Source organism: Glaciihabitans sp. dw_435 (genome assembly GCF_018449675.1).
Classification (GTDB): domain Bacteria; phylum Actinomycetota; class Actinomycetes; order Actinomycetales; family Microbacteriaceae; genus Glaciihabitans.
In genome coordinates, this window is the sequence record NZ_JAAVUZ010000014.1 from 12,415 (window position 1) to 32,619 (window position 20,205).

A 20,205-nucleotide genomic window follows, 5' to 3' on the forward strand; every position below is an offset into this window, starting at 1 on the left:
AGAGTCGGCGCGCGCGGATGGTGCGGCGGTGAAGCTCGCCCGATCGCACTACGCGGATGTCCATCGCTCGACCTTACCGCCCGGGTGCTCGGTTTTCCCAATCGAACAAACCCGGGCGGTATCGGCTACTCGCGCAGGGTCGCTCCGAAGCGCCCGGCGGCGAGGGCGAGCCCTGCCAGTTTGGCCGCCGTTGCTTCGTCGGCCGTCAGCGTGCGGTCGGGTGCGCGGAAGCGCAGGGCGAAGGTCAGCGACTTCGCGTCATCCGCCACTCCCTGTCCCCGGTAGTCATCGACGAGGACGATGTGCTCGAGCAGGTCGCCGGCACCCTCGCGCACGGCGGCGAGGACGTCACCGGCGGCAACGCCGACACCAACGACGAGGGACAGGTCCTGGGTTGCCGCGGGCATGCTCACGATGGGGGTCGGGGTGACCTCCGGGGTGGCGAGTTCGATGAGCGCGTCGAGGTCGAGCTCGACGACACCGACGACGCGGGGAAGGTCGAGCTCGTCGGCAAGCGCCGGCAGCAACTCGCCGGCGAAACCGACGGAGCGGTCCCCGACCCAGATCTCTGCGGTGCGCCCCGGGTGCATCGCCTGGTGGGAGCCCGTCGCCACGCGCACCGGTACCGCGAGCACGAACGCGACCTCGGACACCACGGCGAGGGCATCGGCGATGCCGCTGGCCACGGCGAGTTGTCCCGGCTGCTTGGTGATCGTGTCGCCGATGAACACGGCGGCGATGTGACGCGGCTGCGGCGGGATGCCCGCGTTCAGCTGCGCGAGCACCTCGTCGGACGGGCGCGCGGCACCGAACGGAAGCGGCCCGCTGCCGTAGGTCTCGCCGGCAACGGGAAGGAACACGGCGCCGATTTCGTAGACAGCGAGGTCGGTGAGGCCGCGCGAGAGGTTCCGGCGGGAAATGTCGAGCAGCCCGGGCAGCAGCGACGTTCGCATGACGGCGGCCTCGGAATCCAGCGGGTTCGCGAGCCTGATCGCCGGCACTCCCCCTGCTACGGGCGAACCGAAGCGATCGGACGCCTTCGTCGACAGGAACGGGTAGGCAAGCACCTCGGTGAGGCCCGACGCGGCGAGGGCGGATGCCACGGAGCGGCGCAGCAGTTGCGAGCGGGTCAGCCCACGCCCGGGAGGAGCGACGGGCAACACGGACGGAATGCGGTCGTACCCGATGATGCGGGCGACTTCCTCGGCGAGAGTCGCCTTGTCGGTGAGGTCGGGGCGCCAGGTCGGCGGGGTCACCACGTGGCCGCCGTCGGCAGCGTCGACGGTGGTGCCGATCTCGGCGAGGGAGGAGACAACCTCGTCGGTGGTGTAACCGACACCGATCAGCGCGGCGACGTATCCGTCGGGCAGGAAGATCGGGCGTGGCGCGACGGAGTTGTCGAGGGATGACCCGAGCTCATCGAGCTCGCCCCCGGCGAGTTCCAGCAGCAGCTGCACGACGCGAGCCGCGGCGGCGGGCGCCACCTTGGGATCGACACCACGCTCGAACCGCTTGGATGCCTCGCTCGGCAGCTTGTGACGGCGCGCGGAGCGGGCGATGGTCGTCGGGTCGAAGCCGGCGGCCTCGATGAGCACGTTGGTGGTGGTGTCGCCGATTTCGGTGGCGGCACCGCCCATGACACCGGCGAGGCCGATGGCGCCGGAGTCGTCCGCGATGAGCAGGTCCTCCGGGTGCAGCTTTCGCGTCTGGTCGTCGAGGGTCACGAGGGTCTCGCCCGGGAGGGCACGGCGAACCGTGATCCCGCCGGTGAGCTTGTCCAGGTCGTAGCCGTGGATCGGCTGCCCCAGTTCCCACATCACGTAGTTCGTGATGTCGACAATGAGGGAGATGGAACGGATGCCCGCGAGTCCGAGACGCGAGATCATCCAGGGAGGGGTCGGCCGCGAGGCATCCACTCCCCGCACGACACGGGTGACGAAGACACTCGCGCCAACGCGGTCGCGCACGGGCGCCGTGTCGTCGATGGTCACGGCGAACCCGGTGGCCGGCGCAGCAAGGATCGGCTCGAGCTCGGGTGAGAGTGCGGGGTCGTGGAACGTGGCCCCCGTCGAGTGCGAGTACTCACGGGCGACGCCGCGCATGGAGAAGGCGTAGCCGCGGTCGGGCGTCACGTTGATCTCGACCGCGAAGTCGTCGAGGCCGAGCAGGGCGATGGCGTCCTCGCCGGGAGCGGGGTCGAGACCGAGGGAGGCGAGACGGAGGATTCCGTCGTGCTCCTCCCCCATGCCGAGCTCACGCGCGGACGCGATCATGCCGTCGGAGACGTGGCCGTAGGTCTTGCGCGCGGCGATGGGGAACGGGCCGGGCAACATGGCGCCGGGAAGGGACACCACGACCTTGTCGCCGACGACGAAGTTGTGCGCTCCGCAGACGATTCCGCGGGGCTCTGCTTCGCCGACGTCGACCTGGCACCAGTTGATGGTCTTGCCGTTGCTCTGCGGCTCGGGAACGAACTCGAGTACCTGGCCGACAACGACCGGTCCGGTCACGCCGAACGTGTGAATGTCTTCCTCTTCGAAGCCGACCTTCACGAGGTCCGCGAGAATTTCCTCTGCCGTGGCATCCGGGGCCACTGCGACATAGTCGCGAAGCCACTTGACGGGGACGCGCATCAGACCACCATTCCAAACTGCTGGCTGAAGCGAATATCGCCCTCGACCATATCTCTCATGTCGTTCATGTCATTGCGGAACTGTAGGGTGCGTTCGATGCCAACACCGAAGGCGAAGCCCTGGTAGACGTCGGGGTCGATGCCCGCGGCGCGCAGCACATTGGCGTTGACCATGCCGCATCCGCCCCACTCGACCCAACGTGCGCCACCCTTGGCGTTCGGCTGCCAGACGTCCATCTCGGCGCTGGGCTCCGTGAACGGGAAGAAGTTCGGGCGCAGGCGAATCTGCGCTCCCTCGCCGAACAGCGAACGTGCGAGGTGCTCGAGCGTGCCACGCAGGTGCGCCATGGTGAGGCCCTTGTCGATGGCGATGGCCTCGAGCTGGCTGAAGACGGGGGTGTGCGTCGCGTCCAGTTCGTCGGTGCGGAACACGCGTCCGGGCGCGACGACGTACACGGGCAGCTCGCGTCCGAGCAGCGAGCGAATCTGCACGGGAGACGTGTGCGTGCGCAGCACGAGGTGCGAGTCGACAGGCTCCACAAAGAAGGTGTCCTGCATGGCGCGTGCGGGGTGATCCTCGTCGAAGTTCATTGCGTCGAAGTTGAACCACTCGTTCTCGAGTTCCGGTCCCTCGGCGACCTCCCACCCCATTCCGATGAAGATGTCGCTCATCTTGTCCATGAGCAGGGAGATCGGATGGCGCGCACCGCCACGCCAGCGCGTGGGAACGGCCGTGACGTCAATGGACTCCGCGGCAAGACGCGCGGTCTCCTCGGCGATGAGCACTTCTCCCTCGCGGGCGGCGAGTGCCTGGGTGACACGTCCGCGGGCCTGGCCGACCAGCTTGCCGAGCGCGGCCTTCTGGTCGTTGGGCACCGAGCGCAGGGCGCCGTTCAGCCGGGCGAGCGGCGACGCCTCACCGGTGTGCGCGGTGCGGGCGGCGCGGAGCTCGGCCGAATCGTTCGCGGCGCCGATCGCGGCGAGGGCGGCATCCACCGCCTGGGCTACGTTTTCGTCTGTGATGACCTGAGGTTCTGACACAAGCGTCAAGTTTAGGGCGCAACGGGATGCCCCGCCCGCCGGTCAGTGCGCGGTGCGTGATCCTTGGCACCCCACCCCGGCGGGCTGGTGATCAGTCGCGCTGGGCGAATGCGCTTTCGTACAGGCAGACGGACGCGGCCGTTGCCAGGTTCATCGATTCTGCGTGACCGTAGATGGGCACCGCGATCGCCCGGTCGGCCAGGGCGAGGTATTCGTCGCTCAGCCCGCGGGCCTCGTTGCCGAACAGCCACGCGGTTGGGGCAGCCAGCACGCCTTCACGACGTGCCGTCAGCAGGTCGGAACCCTTGATGTCTGCGGCGACGACCTGCATGCCCGCGGACTTGATGCGCTCGAGGGCGACCTCGAGGTCCGCGGCGATTGCCACGGGAAGGTGGAAGAGGGAACCGGTGGTGGCGCGCACAACCTTGGGGTTGTAGAGATCCACGCTGCGACCGGTCAGGATGACGCCGTCCGCTCCGGCCGCGTCGGCGGCACGGATAATCGTGCCCGCGTTGCCGGGATCGCGTACTTCTTCGAGGATGGCGATCAGCTTCGGGCCATCCGACAAAATGTCCTTGATGGACGTCGGGAACTGGTGCACCACCGCGACGATTCCCTGCGGGGTGACCGTGTCGGCCATGCTCTCGAGCACGGCTTCGGTGACGAACTCCACATCAACACCCGCATCAATGGCGACCTGCGCGATGTCGGTATAGCGGTCGAGGGCGGTGGGAGTCGCGTACAACTCCACCATCAGTTCTGGGCGGAAGGTCAGGGCCTCAGCAACGGCCTGGGGTCCCTCGAGGAGGAAGAGGCCGGTCTGTGCTCGGGCATCACGCTTAGCTAGCTTCGCGACGCCACGAACACGCGGCGAACGCGGGTTGTCAATCATGGGCACAGCTTATTGCCGGGAAACAACGAACGCCCCACCACCACGCGGGTGTTGGGGCGTTCGATGAGGAAAAAATGCTTACGCAACAACCTTGGGGGCTGAGGTGTCTGCCGGCAGTGCTGCCTTGGCCGTCGCGACGATGGCCGCGAAGGTTGCGGGCTCGGTGATCGCGAGGTCAGCCAGGATGCGACGGTCGACCTCGATGCCAGCCAGGTTCAAGCCCTGGATGAAACGGTTGTAGGTCAGGCCGTTTGCACGGGACGCAGCGTTGATGCGCTGGATCCACAGGCGACGGAAGTCACCCTTGCGGGCGCGACGGTCACGGTATGCGTAAACGAGGGAGTGGGTGACCTGCTCCTTGGCCTTACGGTACAGACGCGAACGCTGGCCGCGGTAACCCGAGGCGCGTTCGAGGATTACGCGACGCTTCTTGTGAGCGTTTACCGCTCTTTTTACTCTTGCCATGATCTAAGTCCTGAGTCCCTTACTTGCCGTACTTGCCGAGAAGCTTCTTGATGGTCTTGGCATCGGCGGGAGCCAGTACCTGTTCCGCGTTGAGGCGGCGGGTGAGCTCGGAGGACTTCTTCTCCAAGTTGTGTCGCATTCCCGCGCCCTGCTTCATGATCTTGCCCGAGCCGGTCACCTTGAATCGCTTCTTGGCGCCCGAGTGGGTCTTCTGCTTAGGCATCTGTTTCCTCTTTCGTTGGTTCGGGATCGGCCGGTGTCTCGGTCGATGAATCCTGGGGGGCAGCAGCCTCGGTCTTCGCCGGCTTGCTAGCTACGCGACGGGCTTCGGCCTCGGCCTTCGCCTCCGCCTTGTTCTTGAGCGGGCCGATGACCATGACCATGTTGCGACCGTCGATGGTCGGGTTGGACTCGACCGTGCCGAACTCCGCTACGTCTTCTGCAAAACGCTGCAGGAGACGAACGCCCTGGTCGGGGCGGGACTGCTCGCGACCGCGGAACAAGATCATTGCCTTGACCTTGTCGCCAGCCTGCAAGAAGCCCTCGGCGCGCTTGCGCTTGGTCTCGTAGTCGTGCACATCAATCTTCAGACGGAAACGAACCTCCTTGAGGATCGTGTTCGCCTGGTTGCGTCGGGCTTCTTTCGCCTTCTGCGCCGTTTCGTACTTGAACTTGCCGAAGTCCATGATCTTCGCGACGGGCGGCTTGGAGTTGGGAGCAACCTCAACCAAATCCAGGTCGGCCTCTTGAGCCAAGCGAAGAGCGTCTTCAATGCGGACTACGCCGACCTGTTCGCCATTGGGGCCAACAAGACGGACCTCCGGAACGCGGATTCGGTCGTTGGTACGGGGATCGCTGATGCGTTTCTCCTCTAATTCTTCGTGAGAGCCACGTCCGCCCTGCGGATGCAGTGCGGCGACGAATGAGGAAATTCAGAACCCCGTTGGGGAACCACACCCTTGTCTCTACCCTCGAGATCCAGCCGTGACTGGACCGCGTTGGCGGGGTGTAACAACCCGGTAACCTTGAGATGCGGTGAACGGGTGGGAGAATCTCCACTTTCGTACCAGGGGACACAGTCCTCTGGAGCCGGGTCAACACTAGCAGAGGAAACACGTATGAGCGAGTCCGGGTCCATTTCTGATTTCGACGAGGCCCGTGACATCGCCGAGGTGCCCGCCATCGAGCTGATCAACACGGTGTCCGTGCACCTCATGAGCGCCGCGGCCGTCAAGCTGGGACTGGGAGACGGGGCGGATGCATCGGACGAGATCGATCTGGACGAAGCCCGCAAGCTCATCACCGCCCTCGCCGGGCTGGTCACGGCGGCGGCGCCCGAGATCGGCGACCACCACGCCCGCCCGCTCCGGGATGGGCTGCGGTCGCTGCAGCTCGCTTTCCGGGAAATTTCCACCTTCCCGGATGCTCCCGGCAAGGGTCCCGGCGAGAAGCTCACCGGTCCCGTCAACTAGCGACTGGGAGGGCGTCAGCCCGCCGTCGGCTCCGTCGCTGTGAGAAACGCCCGCTCGATGAGGTCGGCGGCGTCGAGCACGGCGGGATCGGCCGGCCACGTGTGGCCGCCTCCGGTGATGCTGAAGACGTCGATATAACTCCCCTTCGCACACCCGCCGTACAACTCCTCGACGACGGTGCCGTTCATCGACTTGATTGGATCGGCCGTGCACCCGTCGCGGTCGGTCCAGGCCGTTACCGCCTGCGCGACCGATTCGTTGGTCCACGGTTTCAGCCCGTAGCTCAGCGCCGGGATCGGATTGCCGCCGTTGTAGGGCACGACCTCATCGGCCGTGCCGTGAATGATCAGAACGGGCATGGTGGAGCCCGACTGGCACGACGTCACGTTCAGCGCTCCGGAGACGACGGCAATGCCGGCCACCGAACTTCCCAGGTCACACGCCGCCCGGTAGGCCATCATCCCGCCGTTGGAGAACCCCGCGAAGTAGATACGGTCTTTGTTCACGTCGTGTTTGGCGGTGAGCTGGGCCATCACCGTCTTCAGGAAACCGATGTCGTCCACATCGTTCTCGACGGCTTTTCCGCAGCACGAGCCGGCGTTCCAGACGTATGTGTCGGAGGTCTGCGGAGATCCGTCGGGGAACACCGCGATGAACGCCCCGCCCGTCGCGTCGGCGGCGAAACTCGTGGAATCGGCGAACATCTGCGCACTGCCACCGGCTCCGTGGAGGGCGATGACCGCGGGGAGCGTTTCCCCCTCCGCGTGCTTGGGGGCGACGACGAGGAACCTGCGCTTCGCGCCGTCAACCGTCACGGTGAACCAGGAATGGACCGCCGCGACCGTGGCCACGCCCGTCGGTGATGCGCCGGCGCCGGACGTTGGCGTGCACCCCGTCAGGGCGAGGACAACGCTCGTTACCAACACGGCAACAACGGTGCCGAGACGGACCCGGAGTGGTGGGGTGCGCGGGTTCCGTCGGGCCGTGTGCGTCATCGTTCTAGTGTGCGGCAGCCAATTGCACGCGGAGGGAGTCCACGCGGTTAGCAATCAAATCGTCATCAGACCAGCGCTGCTGCAGTCGCGACAGCATCGCGGTGAGGTGCTCCTGGTCGAGACCGTCGGCGAGGGTCAGGTGCACGAGGAGCTCGGATCCGGACAGGCGCGCGTCCGGGTCATCCGGTGCCAACTGCACAGCCAGCACCGCCGTCTCGGGGCGAGCCGACGCGAGGAACGCGGCAAGAACGTCCTCGTCCAGGTAGCTCGGCTTCCACGGGGCACCCTGGGCAATGGCCCACAGGGCCGGACGGCGCAGCACGAACTCGGTCGACGAGGTGGGGTCGAGCACCACGAGTTCTGTCTGCTCGCTCGCGGCGGCGAGGGCGACCCGCACGGCATCGGCAGGAACCGGTCGGGCCTTAGGATTCCAGGCCGACATTGCCGTCACGGACGTGAAGACCGGGAGCACGTTGCGACCGTCGGGGCCGGCAACTGTGACGATGGACAGCTCCTGGGACTTATCGATCAGCACGCCGTCTTCGTTACGTCCGGCCTCACCGAGCACGGCGACCAGCGGAATGAGCAACCGGGACTCACGGAGGGCGGCGACCACTTCGGCTTCGCCGAGCTCGCGGGAGCGGAAACGACGAAGGGCTTCGATCAACCGTTCGGGAGCAGAGCCGTCGTCATCGGAGCTCTGGTTGTGGTCGAACGAGCGCCCCTCCCACGGAACGCCTGCGGAGTCGGTGCCGGCCATCAGTCGCTGGCGACGTCCAGCGCCTGCGCCAGGGTGAAGGCCTTGGCGTACAGGGCCTTCCCGACGATGGCGCCCTCGAGGCCGAGCGGAACGAGCGCGCGGAGTTCGGCGATGTCGTCCAGGCTGGAGATTCCTCCGGACGCGATCACGGGTCGCTCGGTGCGCTCCATCACCTGGCGGAGCAGGTCGAGGTTCGGTCCCTTGAGGGTGCCGTCCTTCGTGACATCCGTCACCACGTACCGGCAGCAGCCGGCGGCTTCGAGACGGTCCATGACCGCCCAGAGGTCACCGCCGTCCTTTGTCCAGCCGCGGGCGGCAAGCGTCGTGCCACGAACGTCGAGTCCGACCGCGATGGCGTCGCCGTACTCGGAGATGACGTGGGCCGCCCATTCGGGGTTTTCGAGAGCTGCGGTTCCGAGGTTGATGCGCTTGGCGCCGGTCGCCAGTGCCGCCTCGAGGGATGCGTCGTCCCGGATGCCACCGGACAACTCGATGCTGACAGTGCGCGGCGTATTGCGGATGACCTTCTTGATGACCGCGTGGTTGTTACCGCGACCGAAGGCGGCGTCGAGGTCGACGAGGTGGATCCACTCCGCGCCATCCGCAATCCACTCCGCGGCTGCATCGACGGGGTCACCGTAGTTGGTCTCGCTGCCGGCCTCGCCCTGGGTGAGACGCACGGCTTTGCCGTCCGCCACATCGACGGCGGGAAGAAGGGTAAGACCGGGGGTCTTATTGAACTCGCTCATGAACGTTCTCTCTTGGGCCCGATGGGCCTCACACGGTGGTACAAAATGTGCCGGGCTTCCTTGCTCCGGCGGCGGTGCCTACAGGGTGGACAGCCAGTTACGGAGCAGTTGGATGCCGGGCTCGCCCGACTTCTCGGGGTGGAACTGCGTGGCCGACAGCGGTCCGTTTTCGACGGCGGCAAGGAACGGCGAACCGTGCGTTGCCCAGGTGAGTCGCGGTTCCGGGAAGGGCGGCGTCACCTCAAGTGTCCATTCCTGGGACGCGTACGAGTGCACAAAGTAGAAACGCTCGTCGCGGATGCCCGCAAACAGACGGGAGTCTTCGGGGGCTTCAACGGTGTTCCAGCCCATGTGGGGCAGCACCGGCGCCTCCAGCTCGCGCACCACGCCGGGCCATTCGCCGAGGCCGGGCGTGCTGTTACCGCGTTCGACACCGTTATCGAACAGCACCTGCATGCCGACGCAGACTCCCAGTACGGGGCGCCCGCCGGCGAGGCGGCGATCGATCAGCTCCGCACCACGCACGGAATTGAGGGCCTCCATCACCGCGGAGAACGCTCCAACACCGGGCACGAACAGTCCGTCGGCGCTGGCCACCCGCTGGCGGTCGCGGGTGAGCTCGACCTTCGCCCCCGCCAGCTCCAGGGCCTTTGCCGCGGAGTGGACGTTGCCGGAACCGTAGTCGAGAACAACAACGGAGGGGGATGTCACGGTCACAGTGCACCCTTGGTGGAAGGGACCCCGCTGACGCGTTCGTCGCGGGCAACTGCCTGGCGGAGGGCACGGGCAAACGCCTTGAACTCCGCCTCGGCGATGTGGTGCGGGTCGCGGCCGGCGAGCACGGTGATGTGTACCGTCAGTCCGGCGTGGAACGTGATCGCTTCGAAGACGTGACGGACCATTGATCCCGTGAAGTGGCCACCGATGAGGTGGAATTCGAAGCCGGCCGGTTCGCCGGAGTGCACGAGGTACGGCCGGCCGGAAATATCGACGACGGCCTGCGCGAGGGCGTCATCCAGCGGAACGAGGGCATCACCGAACCGGGATATCCCAACCTTGTCCCCCAGCGCCTGGGCGATGGCTTTGCCGAGCACGATTCCCGTGTCCTCGACCGTGTGGTGCACGTCGATCTCGGTGTCGCCGGTGGAGCGGATGTCGAGATCGATCAGCGAATGCTTGGACAGGGCCGTCAGCATGTGGTCGAAGAACGGCACGGAGGTGCTGATGTTCGATGTGCCGGTGCCATCGAGGTTCACCCGAAGGTCGATGCTCGATTCGCTGGTCTCACGCTGCAGGTGCGCTGTGCGCTCGCTCGTCATGAGTCGATTCTACCGAGCGGCCCGAAGGACCCAATGTCACCGAGCGCCGTGATCTCTCCCAGCGCCTGAAGGAAGGCGGACGTTTCGGCTTCGGTACCGGCAGTCACGCGCAGGTGGTTCGGGATCGCCAGGTCGCGCACGATGATGTCATGCTCGAGCAGGGCCTCGAAGACGGCGTTCGGGTCTGCGACCCCACCGAAGAGCACGAAGTTGGCCCAGCTCTCGTGGACGATGTAGCCAAGCTTCGGCAACTCGACCAGAAGGCGGTCGCGCTGAGCCTTGATGTCATCGACCATCGCGAGCATCTCGCGCGTGTGGGCGAGGGCAGCGATCGCCGCCGCCTGCGTCAGGGTAGAGAGGTGATACGGCAGACGAACCAACCGCATGGCGTCCGCGACGGCCGGGTCGGAGGCCATGTATCCGACGCGCGCGCCGGCGAACGCGAACGCCTTACTCATCGTCCGCGACACGATGAGTCGCGGACGTCCGTCCAACAGGGTCAGTGCGGTGGGCTCGCCGTCGGGAGCGAACTCGGCGTAGGCCTCATCGACTACGACGACGCCGTCGGTCGCGTCGTAGGCGGCGCGGATGGTCTCCAGCGAGAGGGGAGTTCCGGTGGGATTGTTGGGAGAGCAGAAGAAGACGATGTCGGGCGCCGTGTCGGTGATCCACCGCACCGCAGTCTCCGGGGAGATTCCGAATTCCTCGTCGCGCTCCCCCGCGATCCAGCGCGTACCGGTGGAGGCGGCAAGGATGGAGTGCATGGAATAGGTGGGCGGGAAGGCGAGAACGCTGCGACCCGGTCCCCCGAAGGCCTGCAGGATCTGCTGCAGCACCTCGTTCGATCCGTTGGCCGCCCACACGTTGTCGCGGGTGAGGCCGTGACCCAGGTACCGGGCGAGGCTGTCGCGCAGCTCGGTGAATTCCCGGTCGGGGTACCGGTTAACGGTGAGAATGCTCGCCGCCAGTGCCTCCACGATGCTGCGCGCCACGGCCTCAGGAATGGGATGCGTGTTCTCATTCACGTTCAGCGCGATTTTCACGTGCTTCTGAGGAGCACCGTACGGGCTGAGCCCGCGCAAATCGTCACGGATGGGAAGGTCGTCAATGGAAGTCACCCAACGATCTTAAGGGTGATTCCCGCCGTCCACCGGCGGTGCCCACGCGGCAGCCAGGGCACGGAACCCGCGAGAGGGAACCTAGTTGCTGTACTTGGCCGGCACGTCGAGCTGCTGCCCGGGGTGAACCGACGAGGAGTCCAGCTGGTTCAGCGACACAATGTCGGCGATGACGTCACGCGGGTCACTGTTCGGTGCGATGTCTTCGGCGAGCTGCCACAGCGATTCGCCCGCGAAGACGGTGACGGTCTCGAGGGGCGTGGCCGAACCGGAGTCGGTTGCAATGGCGCCGCCGCTGTTGATGGCCAGGAGGAGCGCGCCAACAACCAACGGTGTCGTCACGAGCGTCAGGAGGACGGCACGGCCGCGCGCGGTGATGCGCAGGTGCGACTTCGGCGCCTGCGTGCGCTCGGCATCGGCGGATGAATTGTGCGCTACGAAACTGCGCTGAACGGGGTGACCCATCACTGCACTGCTCATGACATCTCCTTGGAGGGTATTCGTATCCGGCACTCGGCCGGGAGTACCGGATACGAAGCTTTGTACCGAACATATATTCGATTGGTCGAATTATCAAGAGAGAATTCGAATATTGCAACGAATCTTAAGCCGACACACTCGAACGGGTGTTTGTATTTCGCCCGAATGTGGATACAGTTTCGATTGTCTGGAGCTAACGCAACCAGAGGCCACCGACATTCCTGGAGAAACATGGACGAGAACTCCCCCGCCCCGGCCGAACGACCCGGCACACGCCGTCGTACGAGCCTCAGCGAAAAGCAGCTCGCCATCCTCGATGCCATCCAGCGGTCGGTGAACAGCCGCGGCTATCCGCCGAGCATGCGAGAGATCGGGGACGCCGTCGGGCTGTCATCCCTGTCGAGCGTGACCCACCAGCTCAACCAGCTGGAGCTGAGTGGCTACCTGCGTCGCGACCCCAACCGCCCCCGGGCCATCGAGATCCTCATCGACCTCCAGCAGACGGACGACAGCGCGGAATCCTCGGTTCCCTTCGGCGATGCCGTCATGGTGCCGCTCGTCGGCCGCATCGCCGCCGGTATTCCGATCACCGCCGAGCAGCAGGTCGAAGAGGTGTTCCCCCTTCCCCGCACTCTCGTCGGCAAGGGCGAACTGTTCATGCTGAAGGTCGTGGGCGAATCCATGATCGACGCGGCCATCTGCGACGGCGACTGGGTGGTTGTCCGCCAGCAGAAGACTGCAGAGAACGGCGATATCGTCGCGGCGATGCTCGATGACGAGGCGACCGTCAAGGTCTTCCGCCAGCGCGACGGCCACACGTGGCTGCTGCCGCGAAACTCGAACTTCGAGCCCATCCTCGGCGACTACGCGGTTGTCCTCGGCAAGGTCGTCGCGGTTCTCCGCTCCGTCTAGCTGACACTCGCGCTCAGCGCGCGATCTCCGACGCCACGCGGCGGGGCTCCGGCACGACCGGCGACACCCGCGTGGGCAGTACCCACCAGATGAGGGCGATCAGGACGGCGGCAAGACACGCCGCCGCGACACCTGCCCTGGCGGTGATGAATACCAGCGCGGGATCCAGCGCCGGTCGACCGGTCAGCATTCCATGGATCCACACGGTCAGTCCGCCGGTGAGGCCCGCGGCGACCGTGATGATCCACGCGAGCGCGCGGGACCACACGGCCAGGCGAGTCGGGGCGGGTGCCGACGGGGCCGTCGCACGGACCCACCGCACCGCCCACACCACGAGGATGACGATTCCCGCGACGGAGCTCGCGTGCTGAATCCACTTGTGCACAAGCAACGGCCCCGCCTGGGCACGCAGCCACGGCACCGCGTCGACGGGCCAGCCAGGGTGCGTGAAGGTATCCCAGAGCAGGTGCGTGAGGGTGCCGACGATGATGGATGCAACGAGCAACACCGCCGTCATCACCCACGTCTCCCGCGGAGCGCGCAGTCCCGTCCACGGAAGGCTCGCCAGCCGGGCACGTGCCCACAGCGGGAGAAAATCCACCACCGGGCGGCGGAAGATGACCTGCCACAGCACGACAGCCACCACGCCGAATGCGAGGTCGACGGTGACGACTCCCAGCAGCGAGTGGGACAGGTCGCGAGGCATCCGCACCGGTATGTAATAAAACAGGTCGGGTGCCACACTGCCGGCCACCAGCCCGGCAGGCACCAGCCGGGTTCGGGCGAACGGCAGGATCGCGGCAATGTGGCTCGGCGTGAAGGGCATTTTCCCATTGTGCCGAGGTGTGCTCAGTATGCGCATCCATCGAGCGAGGTATGCCACCGGCGTCCAAGGCTCGGTTGTTAGGGTGCGCACTATGACTGACAGCAGCACCGGAACCCCCGCCGCCCGCCCGACCCGTCCCGTTCGCCCCCAGATCGTGCTCTCCGTCGCCCGCACCGAGTGGCTCTCGCCGCACCTCGTTCGCGTCGTTGCCACCGGTGACGGCTTTGGTGAGTTCCAGGATTCACCGCACACGGACAAGTACGTGAAGATCCGATTCCCCGCGGGCGACGCGTTTGTGACGCGGACGTACACGGTGCGCCACGTCGACCCCGTGGCGCACGAGATCTCGATCGATTTCGTTGTGCATGGCGACGAGGGGCTCGCCGGCCCGTGGGCCGCCCACGCGAGAGCTGGTGACACCATTTCGCTGGCGGGGCCGGGCGGCGGCTACACGCCGGACCCCGCCGCGGACAGTCACCTGCTCGTCGGAGACCTCTCCGCGCTGCCCGCCATCGCCGCGGCGCTCGAGGCCATGCCCACGGACGCGACGGGCCTCGCGATCATTGAGACCACGAGTTCCCAGGACGCCATCGATCTGGTGGCGCCCACAGGCGTCGAGGTGCGGTGGATGCCCCGGGGCGCGGGCGATGACGCGGACGCCTCCGTGCTCGCGACAGCCGTGGCATCCATCGACTGGCCGGACGGCGACGTGCAGGTTTTCGCCCACGGGGAACGCGAGTCGATAAAGGCCCTGCGCGAGGTGTTCAAGGCACGCGGACTGACCCGCGAGCGACTGTCGCTGTCGGGCTACTGGGCGCGCGGACGCACCGAGGACAGGTTCCAGGCGGAGAAGCGCGAGCCCGTCGGCGTCATCGCGCCGTTGTAAGACTCGCGCCCCGCCGGCCGAGGTCCACGCTCCCCCGGCCGGCAGACCCGCGCCCCTCCTGCGTCGTTAGGCGTGCACGCGTGAGCGCACCCGGCGGGTCGCTTCCACCACGTTGTGCAGGGATGCGACGGTCTCGGTGTATCCCCGGGTCTTGAGGCCGCAGTCGGGGTTCACCCACACCTGGCGCTCGGGAATGGACGCCAGCGCGATCTCGATCAGCTCGGTAACCTCGTCGACCGACGGCACCCGCGGCGAGTGAATGTCGTACACACCCGGGCCGATGCCGCGGCCGAAGCCTGACGTCTTGATGTCCGGCACCACCTCCATCTTCGATCGCGCCGCCTCGATCGACGTGACGTCGGCGTCGAGGCGGTTGATCGCGTCGATGACGACGCCGAACTCGGAGTAACAGAGATGGGTGTGGATCTGTGTGCGCGTCGCGACACCCGAGGTCGCGAGCCGGAAGGCGCCGACCGACCAGTCGAGGTAGGCCTCCTGGTCGGCGATCTTGAGCGGCAGCAGTTCCCGCAGCGCCGGCTCGTCGACCTGGATGATGCCGATTCCTGCGGATTCGAGATCGGCGATCTCGTCGCGCAGGGCGAGCGCGACCTGGTTGGCGGTCTCGCCGAGCGGCTGGTCGTCGCGCACGAAACTCCAGGCCAGGATCGTCACCGGTCCGGTCAGCATTCCCTTGACCGGCTTGGCGGTCAGGCTCTGGGTGAAGGATGACCACTCGACGGTGATCGGCGCGGGTCGCGAGACATCCCCCCACAAGATCGACGGACGCGTGCAGCGCGAGCCATAGCTCTGCACCCACCCGTTCTGCGTCACCGCAAAACCGTCGAGATTCTCGGCGAAATACTGCACCATGTCGTTGCGTTCCGGTTCGCCGTGCACGAGAACGTCGAGTCCGATCTCTTCCTGCAACGCGACAACGCGACGGATCTCGTCCCGCATCGCCGCGACGTACTCGTCGTGGGCGAGTTCGCCCTTCAGCAGCCGAGCCCGGGCGCGACGGATGTCTCCCGTCTGCGGGAACGACCCGATCGTCGTCGTCGGCAGGAACGGCAGTGAGAGCGCGGCGTCCTGGGCCTGCAGGCGGACCGCATAGTCGCCACGGCCAAAGTCGGCGGAGGTGAGACGGCTGGCACGCTCCCGCACGGATCCGTCGTGCACACCGGGAGCGCTCTGACGATCGCGCAGGGCAGCGGATGCCGCGGCCAGCGTGACCTCGATGTGCTCCTTGCCCGTGGCCAGTCCCCGCGCCAGGGCGGCAACCTGCCCCACCTTTTGGTCGGCAAACGCGAGCCAGCTCTTCAGCCGCTCGTCGAGCAGCGGTTCGTCGTCGACGTCGTGCGGAGTGTGGAACAGGCTGGTGGAGGTGGAGACGGCGACGCTCGGGCTGAGGGCGCGCAGGCTGTCGAGCTTCTGCCACGCCGCCTCGAGCTCTCCGCGCCAGATGTTGTGCCCGTCGATCACTCCGCCGACGAGCACCTTGGTCTCGAGTCCGTCGGCGGGGGCGGGAATGTCGCCCCGCACGAGGTCGAGGCCAATCGCTTCCACCGGAGTGGTGGCCAGCACCGGCAGGGCGTCCCCGAGGCTGTTGTACGGGGCAGCAACGAAGATCGAGGGGCGGGACACCGTCTCGCCGAGCACGTCGTACGCACGGGCCACTGCGGCGAGCACCGCTGCCCGGTCGGCGTCGACCGATTCGCTGACGAGGGCCGGTTCATCCAGCTGCACCCATTCGGCGCCCGCCTCGCTGAGCCGGGCGAGGAGTTCGGTGTAGACGTGAAGGATGTCGTCGAGGCGGTCGAGCGGCGAGAAGCCGTCCGGGGCGCCCTCGCTCGGCTTGCTCAGCAGCAGGAACGTGACCGGACCGACGATGACGGGGCGCGTGAGGTAGCCGTCCTTCTTCGCCTCGGTGAACTCCTGCACCAGCCGGTAGCTGCTGAGGGCGAACTTCGTCTCGGGACCGATTTCGGGCACGAGGTAGTGGTAGTTGGAGTCGAACCACTTCGTCATTTCTGCGGGAGCGTTGTCGCCCTCGCCCCGCGCGATGGTGAAGTACCCCGCGAGGTCGACGGCGCCGTCGTGCCCCACCAGGGACGAGAAGCGGATCGGGATGGCCCCGACGGTGACGGCGGCGTCGAGAACCTGGTCGTAGAACGAGAACGCCTCGGGGATCGAGGAGTCAGTCTTCGCCAGTCCGAGTTCGTGCAGCCGCTCACGGGTGGCGCGCCGCAACTGCGACGCCTGCTCCTCGAGTTGCGCGGCCGTGATGGTGCCGGCCCAGAATGCCTCGACGGCCTTCTTGAGCTCACGACGGCGGCCGATTCGGGGGTATCCGAGAATCGTGCCGGTGGGGAATGCGGCTACTTCAGTCATGCGTTTTCCTTGACGTTCGTGAGGAGTCCCGCACCGCGAAGTACGGCGAGGACGGCCTCGTGCTGGTTGAAGGTGTACAGGTGCAGTCCGGGGGCGCCTCCGGCGAGAACGGCGGATGACAGCGCTGCGGCGTGCTCGACGCCGACGCGCTGCTGGGCGCCCGGGTCATCCGCCGCCTCAAGCTGGCGCAGCAGGTCGATGGGCATGCTCTCGCCCGTGAGTTCCACGATGCGACGCAGCCGCTGGGCCCCGAGCACCGGCATGATGCCGGGGAGAATTCGCATGGTCACGCCGGCGGCGCGTGCCTGGTCAACGAAGCGCAGGTACTCCTCGGCGTGGAAGAACAGTTGCGTGATCGCGAGGTTTGCGCCGGCCGCCTCCTTCGCCAGGAGGGTGTCGAGGTCCTGGGACACCGACCGCGACCGCGGGTGGCCGTTGGGAAAGGCAGCGACCGCGATGGTGACCTTCTCGCCGCTGTGAATGCTGCGGGCGCCGGGGAAGCCGGGAACCTCCACCTGCGAAAACGGTGCGCGCTCCTCCTGCACATGGTGGATGAGCTGCACGAGTTCGCCGGCGCTGCCGAGGTCTCCGAGAAAGCTGTCTCCCTCGGCGACTCCGGCCGGAGGGTCGCCGCGCAGGGCAAGAAAGCTCGTGATGCCCGCGTCGAGGAACTGGCGGATGACCCGGCTGGCGTCTGCGTAGGTGGACCCCACACAGGTGAGGTGGGCCATCGGTTTGACGTCGGTCTCGAGCAGGTGACGCAGGACCCCGAGCGAGGAGTCACGGGATGACCCGTTGGCGCCGTAGGTGACGGAGATGAATTCCGGGCCGGCGGCGACGAGGTGATCGAGCGACGCGTAGAGCGCGCACTCGGCCGCGGCCGACCGCGGTGGGTACAGTTCAAACGAAAAAGTCGCCACGCCAATGCCCTCCGAAGAATCACGGTGGGGCGGGTGCCGGGCTCGGCTGTCGCACCAGACGCCACCGTCTGGCGGCGTCTGGCATGAACACTATTGCGGCCCGAATGGGCGTGGAACGTATGTTGCGAAGTGTGTCAGAGCGCTGTAGTTACAGACGTTCCTGCAGGGCCGCGGCAGTGAACTGCGAGAGCGACTCGACATTCTGCGGGTGTACGAGAGCCTTCACGAGCGTCCCGTTCTCCAGGTATTCGGTCGTGAGCACCCGTCCTCCGACGTGGAGGCGGGAGATGACCTCGCCGCGGTCGTAGGGCACCAGCAGGGTCATTTCGACCTGCGGCGCGGGCACGACAGCCGCGATGCGCGCGAGCAGTTCGTCGATTCCCTCACCGGTGCGCGCCGACACGAACACACCGCTCGGCTCGAGTCCGCGCAGCACGAGACGCTGATCATCGTCAACGAGGTCGCTCTTGTTGAAGGCAACGATCTCCGGAATACCGCGGGCGCCGACCTCACCGATGACATCGCGAACCGTCGCCAGCTGGCTGGCGGGGTCCGGGTGCGAGGCGTCGACCACGTGCACGATGACGTCGGACTCACCGATCTCCTCCAGCGTCGAGCGGAATGCCTCGACGAGCTGGTGGGGAAGGTTGCGGACGAAGCCGACGGTGTCAGTGAAGGTGAAGGGAATGCCCTCCTCGGTCACGGACTTGCGCACCGTGGCATCCAGCGTCGCAAAGAGCGCGTTCTCGACCAGCAGGCCCGCACTGGTGATGCGGTTGAGGAGACTGGACTTGCCCGCGTTCGTGTAGCCGGCGATGGTGACACTGGGCACGGAGAACCGGTTGCGGTTGGCACGCTTGGCCTCGCGGGCGGGGGCGAACCCCTTGATCTGCTTGCGCAGCTTCGACATGCGGGTGTGGATGCGGCGGCGGTCGAGTTCGATCTTCGTTTCACCGGGTCCACGGCTTCCCATACCGGCTCCGGCGCCACCGACCTGGCCACCGGCCTGGCGGGACATCGACTCACCCCATCCACGCAGACGCGGGAGGAGGTATTCGAGCTGGGCGAGTTCGACCTGGGCGCGGCCCTCTCGACTCTTCGCGTGCTGGCTGAAGATATCGAGAATGACGGCCGTGCGATCGATGACCTTGACGCCGACGACATCCTCGAGCGAACGTCGCTGGCTGGGGGCAAGCTCCGTGTCGGCGATGACGGTATCGGCGCCGAGGGCCTGAACGATGGCCTTCAGCTCCTGCGCCTTGCCACGACCGAGGTAGGTGCTGGGGTCCGGGTGCGGCCGGCGCTGCAGCAGGCCGTCGAGCACCTGCGCACCGGCGGTTTCGGCCAGGGCAGCGAGCTCCCGAATGGAGTTCTCGGCGTCAGTGAGGGAGCCGGAGTAGATACCGATCAGCACGACGTTCTCGAGGCGCAGCTGGCGGTACTCGACCTCCGTGACATCCTGCAGTTCCGTCGACAGCCCGACAACACGGCGCAGCGCCGCGCGGTCCTCGCGCTCGGACTGGTCGCCGTCACGATTTCCGTCGTATTGGGAGTCGGCCTGCAGCGCGTCGGCGCGCCCGGATCCGAACACGGTGTAGCCGGCGGCGCGGCCATCTTCGCGCGCAAGAACCCGGTCGACGGCGTCGTCGCCGGATGTAAATTCTGTGTTGCCTTCGTTGGTATCAGACATTTGGTTAAACCCTAGCTTCTTGTTTTCGGTAAGTTTCTCTCCATGGCCAGTGAGCACTACTTCTCTTCTTCCCCCGAGAGTGAGCTCAAACTTCGACAGTTTCATGCCCGCCTCGCTGGGCACACCTACGAACTGACGACGGCGAATGGAATTTTCAGTCCCGAGCGGATCGACGTGGGGACTCAGGTCTTGCTTGGTGGCGTTCCGACGCCACCGCCCGGTGGAAACCTGCTTGATCTCGGCTGCGGTTGGGGACCCATTGCGCTGACGCTGGCTCTCGAATCGCCGCGCGCGACGATCTGGGCGGTAGACGTCAACCAGCGGGCTCTGGACCTCGTGCGTCGCAACGCGGAAGCGCTTGGTCTCACTAATGTCAACGCGTCACTGCCCGAAGATGTTCCCGAGGACATCCGCTTCATGACGATCTGGTCGAATCCGCCGATTCGCGTGGGCAAGAACGAGCTTCACGGTCTGCTGGAGATGTGGATCCCCCGCCTCGAACCCGGCAGCGACGCGTGGCTTGTCGTGCAGCGCAACCTCGGGTCCGACTCCCTGCACCGCTGGATGCAGGCGACGTTCCCTGAGGAGTACACCTTCACACGGGCCTCCACCAACAAGGGCTACCGGATCCTGCGGGCCCGCAAGCACTGAGTAAAGACG

The 20,205-nt window shown here is 66.4% G+C and carries 21 protein-coding genes; 4 read left to right on the forward strand and 17 right to left on the reverse strand.

Translation table 11 applies throughout. The features are described 5' to 3' along the window. Positions 1-125 precede the first annotated feature (125 nt). From pheT to infC, 6 genes are all read right to left on the reverse strand, one after another. Positions 126-2,633, reverse strand: coding sequence for a phenylalanine--tRNA ligase subunit beta (pheT, locus tag HB677_RS14920; protein ID WP_213816532.1), 2,508 nt, complete (start codon positions 2,631-2,633; stop codon positions 126-128). Beyond that, positions 2,633-3,673, reverse strand: a complete 1,041-nt coding sequence (pheS, locus tag HB677_RS14925; RefSeq protein ID WP_213816533.1) for a phenylalanine--tRNA ligase subunit alpha — start codon at positions 3,671-3,673, stop codon at positions 2,633-2,635. Before pheS ends, pheT begins: the two co-directional genes overlap by 1 nt. A 91-nt stretch (positions 3,674-3,764) precedes the next feature. Then, positions 3,765-4,565: an RNA methyltransferase gene (locus tag HB677_RS14930; protein WP_213816534.1), complete on the reverse strand. Its 801-nt coding sequence runs from the start codon at positions 4,563-4,565 to the stop codon at positions 3,765-3,767. A 78-nt stretch (positions 4,566-4,643) separates the two neighbouring features. Beyond that, complete coding sequence (gene rplT / locus HB677_RS14935) at positions 4,644-5,030, reverse strand: 50S ribosomal protein L20 (RefSeq protein WP_213816535.1); 387 nt, start codon at positions 5,028-5,030, stop codon at positions 4,644-4,646. Between the two features lie 19 nt (positions 5,031-5,049). Beyond that, the gene (gene rpmI, locus HB677_RS14940) at positions 5,050-5,253 is read right to left on the reverse strand and encodes a 50S ribosomal protein L35 (RefSeq protein ID WP_213816536.1); all 204 of its coding nucleotides are present in this window, start codon (positions 5,251-5,253) and stop codon (positions 5,050-5,052) included. Then, complete coding sequence (infC, locus tag HB677_RS14945) at positions 5,246-5,890, reverse strand: translation initiation factor IF-3 (protein WP_307852619.1); 645 nt, start codon at positions 5,888-5,890, stop codon at positions 5,246-5,248. The genes rpmI and infC overlap by 8 nt, the downstream gene beginning before the upstream one ends. Before the next feature lie 258 nt (positions 5,891-6,148). On the opposite strand from infC, the gene HB677_RS14950 reads away from it, so the two are divergent. Then, positions 6,149-6,502, forward strand: a complete 354-nt coding sequence (locus tag HB677_RS14950) for a DUF1844 domain-containing protein (protein WP_213816537.1) — start codon at positions 6,149-6,151, stop codon at positions 6,500-6,502. 14 nt (positions 6,503-6,516) lie between these two features. Here the strand turns inward: HB677_RS14950 and HB677_RS14955 are convergent, their stop codons facing one another. The 7 genes from HB677_RS14955 to HB677_RS14985 all read right to left on the reverse strand — a co-directional run bounded on the left by HB677_RS14955 (position 6,517) and on the right by HB677_RS14985 (position 11,923). Beyond that, the gene (locus tag HB677_RS14955; protein WP_213816538.1) at positions 6,517-7,497 is read right to left on the reverse strand and encodes a PHB depolymerase family esterase; all 981 of its coding nucleotides are present in this window, start codon (positions 7,495-7,497) and stop codon (positions 6,517-6,519) included. 4 nt (positions 7,498-7,501) lie between these two features. Then, entirely contained in the window at positions 7,502-8,257 is a 756-nt protein-coding gene (locus HB677_RS14960) for an SseB family protein (RefSeq protein WP_213816539.1), read from the reverse strand. Next, positions 8,257-9,006: a bifunctional 1-(5-phosphoribosyl)-5-((5-phosphoribosylamino)methylideneamino)imidazole-4-carboxamide isomerase/phosphoribosylanthranilate isomerase PriA gene (gene priA / locus HB677_RS14965; protein WP_213816540.1), complete on the reverse strand. Its 750-nt coding sequence runs from the start codon at positions 9,004-9,006 to the stop codon at positions 8,257-8,259. The genes HB677_RS14960 and priA overlap by 1 nt, the downstream gene beginning before the upstream one ends. 78 nt (positions 9,007-9,084) lie before the next feature. Beyond that, a complete protein-coding gene (gene hisH, locus HB677_RS14970; RefSeq protein WP_213816541.1) occupies positions 9,085-9,717 on the reverse strand; it encodes an imidazole glycerol phosphate synthase subunit HisH in 633 nt (210 codons plus the stop codon). A 2-nt stretch (positions 9,718-9,719) separates the two neighbouring features. Then, positions 9,720-10,325, reverse strand: a complete 606-nt coding sequence (gene hisB / locus HB677_RS14975) for an imidazoleglycerol-phosphate dehydratase HisB (protein WP_213816542.1) — start codon at positions 10,323-10,325, stop codon at positions 9,720-9,722. Then, on the reverse strand, positions 10,322-11,443 hold the full coding sequence (locus HB677_RS14980) for a histidinol-phosphate transaminase (protein ID WP_213816543.1): 1,122 nt from the start codon (positions 11,441-11,443) through the stop codon (positions 10,322-10,324). The genes hisB and HB677_RS14980 overlap by 4 nt, the downstream gene beginning before the upstream one ends. An 81-nt stretch (positions 11,444-11,524) precedes the next feature. Next, positions 11,525-11,923: a LysM peptidoglycan-binding domain-containing protein gene (locus tag HB677_RS14985; RefSeq protein ID WP_255546651.1), complete on the reverse strand. Its 399-nt coding sequence runs from the start codon at positions 11,921-11,923 to the stop codon at positions 11,525-11,527. Positions 11,924-12,154: 231 nt separating this feature from the next. Between HB677_RS14985 and lexA the strand changes: the two genes are divergently transcribed. Continuing rightward, on the forward strand, positions 12,155-12,835 hold the full coding sequence (lexA, locus tag HB677_RS14990; protein WP_213816544.1) for a transcriptional repressor LexA: 681 nt from the start codon (positions 12,155-12,157) through the stop codon (positions 12,833-12,835). Between the two features lie 13 nt (positions 12,836-12,848). On the opposite strand, the gene HB677_RS14995 is transcribed toward lexA, so the two are convergent. Further along, positions 12,849-13,661 (reverse strand): DUF4184 family protein, encoded by an 813-nt coding sequence (locus HB677_RS14995; RefSeq protein ID WP_213816545.1) that lies wholly within the window; start codon positions 13,659-13,661, stop codon positions 12,849-12,851. Between the two features lie 91 nt (positions 13,662-13,752). Here HB677_RS14995 and HB677_RS15000 point away from each other — a divergent pair, with 91 nt between their 5' ends. Beyond that, the gene (locus tag HB677_RS15000) at positions 13,753-14,547 is read left to right on the forward strand and encodes a siderophore-interacting protein (protein WP_213816546.1); all 795 of its coding nucleotides are present in this window, start codon (positions 13,753-13,755) and stop codon (positions 14,545-14,547) included. 66 nt (positions 14,548-14,613) lie between these two features. Here HB677_RS15000 and metE read toward each other — a convergent pair whose 3' ends face one another. The 3 genes from metE to hflX all read right to left on the reverse strand — a co-directional run bounded on the left by metE (position 14,614) and on the right by hflX (position 19,545). Beyond that, positions 14,614-16,935, reverse strand: coding sequence for a 5-methyltetrahydropteroyltriglutamate--homocysteine S-methyltransferase (gene metE / locus HB677_RS15005; RefSeq protein ID WP_213816547.1), 2,322 nt, complete (start codon positions 16,933-16,935; stop codon positions 14,614-14,616). Continuing rightward, positions 16,932-17,855 carry a methylenetetrahydrofolate reductase gene (locus HB677_RS15010; protein ID WP_307852616.1) on the reverse strand — a complete coding sequence of 308 codons (924 nt, stop codon included), beginning with the start codon at positions 17,853-17,855 and terminating at the stop codon, positions 16,932-16,934. Before HB677_RS15010 ends, metE begins: the two co-directional genes overlap by 4 nt. Before the next feature lie 148 nt (positions 17,856-18,003). Beyond that, positions 18,004-19,545, reverse strand: a complete 1,542-nt coding sequence (hflX, locus tag HB677_RS15015; protein ID WP_213816548.1) for a GTPase HflX — start codon at positions 19,543-19,545, stop codon at positions 18,004-18,006. A gap of 42 nt (positions 19,546-19,587) precedes the next feature. On the opposite strand from hflX, the gene HB677_RS15020 reads away from it, so the two are divergent. Beyond that, positions 19,588-20,196: a class I SAM-dependent methyltransferase gene (locus HB677_RS15020; protein ID WP_213816549.1), complete on the forward strand. Its 609-nt coding sequence runs from the start codon at positions 19,588-19,590 to the stop codon at positions 20,194-20,196. Positions 20,197-20,205 lie beyond the last annotated feature (9 nt).

Coding starts and splice junctions, on each gene's coding strand:
- pheT (WP_213816532.1), bottom strand. CDS start 2,633: ATGCGCGTCCCCGTCAAGTGGCTTCGCGACTATGTCGCAGTGGCCCCG.
- HB677_RS14930 (WP_213816534.1), bottom strand. CDS start 4,565: ATGATTGACAACCCGCGTTCGCCGCGTGTTCGTGGCGTCGCGAAGCTA.
- rplT (WP_213816535.1), bottom strand. CDS start 5,030: ATGGCAAGAGTAAAAAGAGCGGTAAACGCTCACAAGAAGCGTCGCGTA.
- rpmI (WP_213816536.1), bottom strand. CDS start 5,253: ATGCCTAAGCAGAAGACCCACTCGGGCGCCAAGAAGCGATTCAAGGTG.
- HB677_RS14950 (WP_213816537.1), top strand. CDS start 6,149: ATGAGCGAGTCCGGGTCCATTTCTGATTTCGACGAGGCCCGTGACATC.
- HB677_RS14955 (WP_213816538.1), bottom strand. CDS start 7,497: ATGACGCACACGGCCCGACGGAACCCGCGCACCCCACCACTCCGGGTC.
- HB677_RS14960 (WP_213816539.1), bottom strand. CDS start 8,257: ATGGCCGGCACCGACTCCGCAGGCGTTCCGTGGGAGGGGCGCTCGTTC.
- priA (WP_213816540.1), bottom strand. CDS start 9,006: ATGAGCGAGTTCAATAAGACCCCCGGTCTTACCCTTCTTCCCGCCGTC.
- hisB (WP_213816542.1), bottom strand. CDS start 10,325: ATGACGAGCGAGCGCACAGCGCACCTGCAGCGTGAGACCAGCGAATCG.
- HB677_RS14985 (WP_255546651.1), bottom strand. CDS start 11,923: ATGAGCAGTGCAGTGATGGGTCACCCCGTTCAGCGCAGTTTCGTAGCG.
- lexA (WP_213816544.1), top strand. CDS start 12,155: ATGGACGAGAACTCCCCCGCCCCGGCCGAACGACCCGGCACACGCCGT.
- HB677_RS14995 (WP_213816545.1), bottom strand. CDS start 13,661: ATGCCCTTCACGCCGAGCCACATTGCCGCGATCCTGCCGTTCGCCCGA.
- HB677_RS15000 (WP_213816546.1), top strand. CDS start 13,753: ATGACTGACAGCAGCACCGGAACCCCCGCCGCCCGCCCGACCCGTCCC.
- metE (WP_213816547.1), bottom strand. CDS start 16,935: ATGACTGAAGTAGCCGCATTCCCCACCGGCACGATTCTCGGATACCCC.
- hflX (WP_213816548.1), bottom strand. CDS start 19,545: ATGTCTGATACCAACGAAGGCAACACAGAATTTACATCCGGCGACGAC.
- HB677_RS15020 (WP_213816549.1), top strand. CDS start 19,588: ATGGCCAGTGAGCACTACTTCTCTTCTTCCCCCGAGAGTGAGCTCAAA.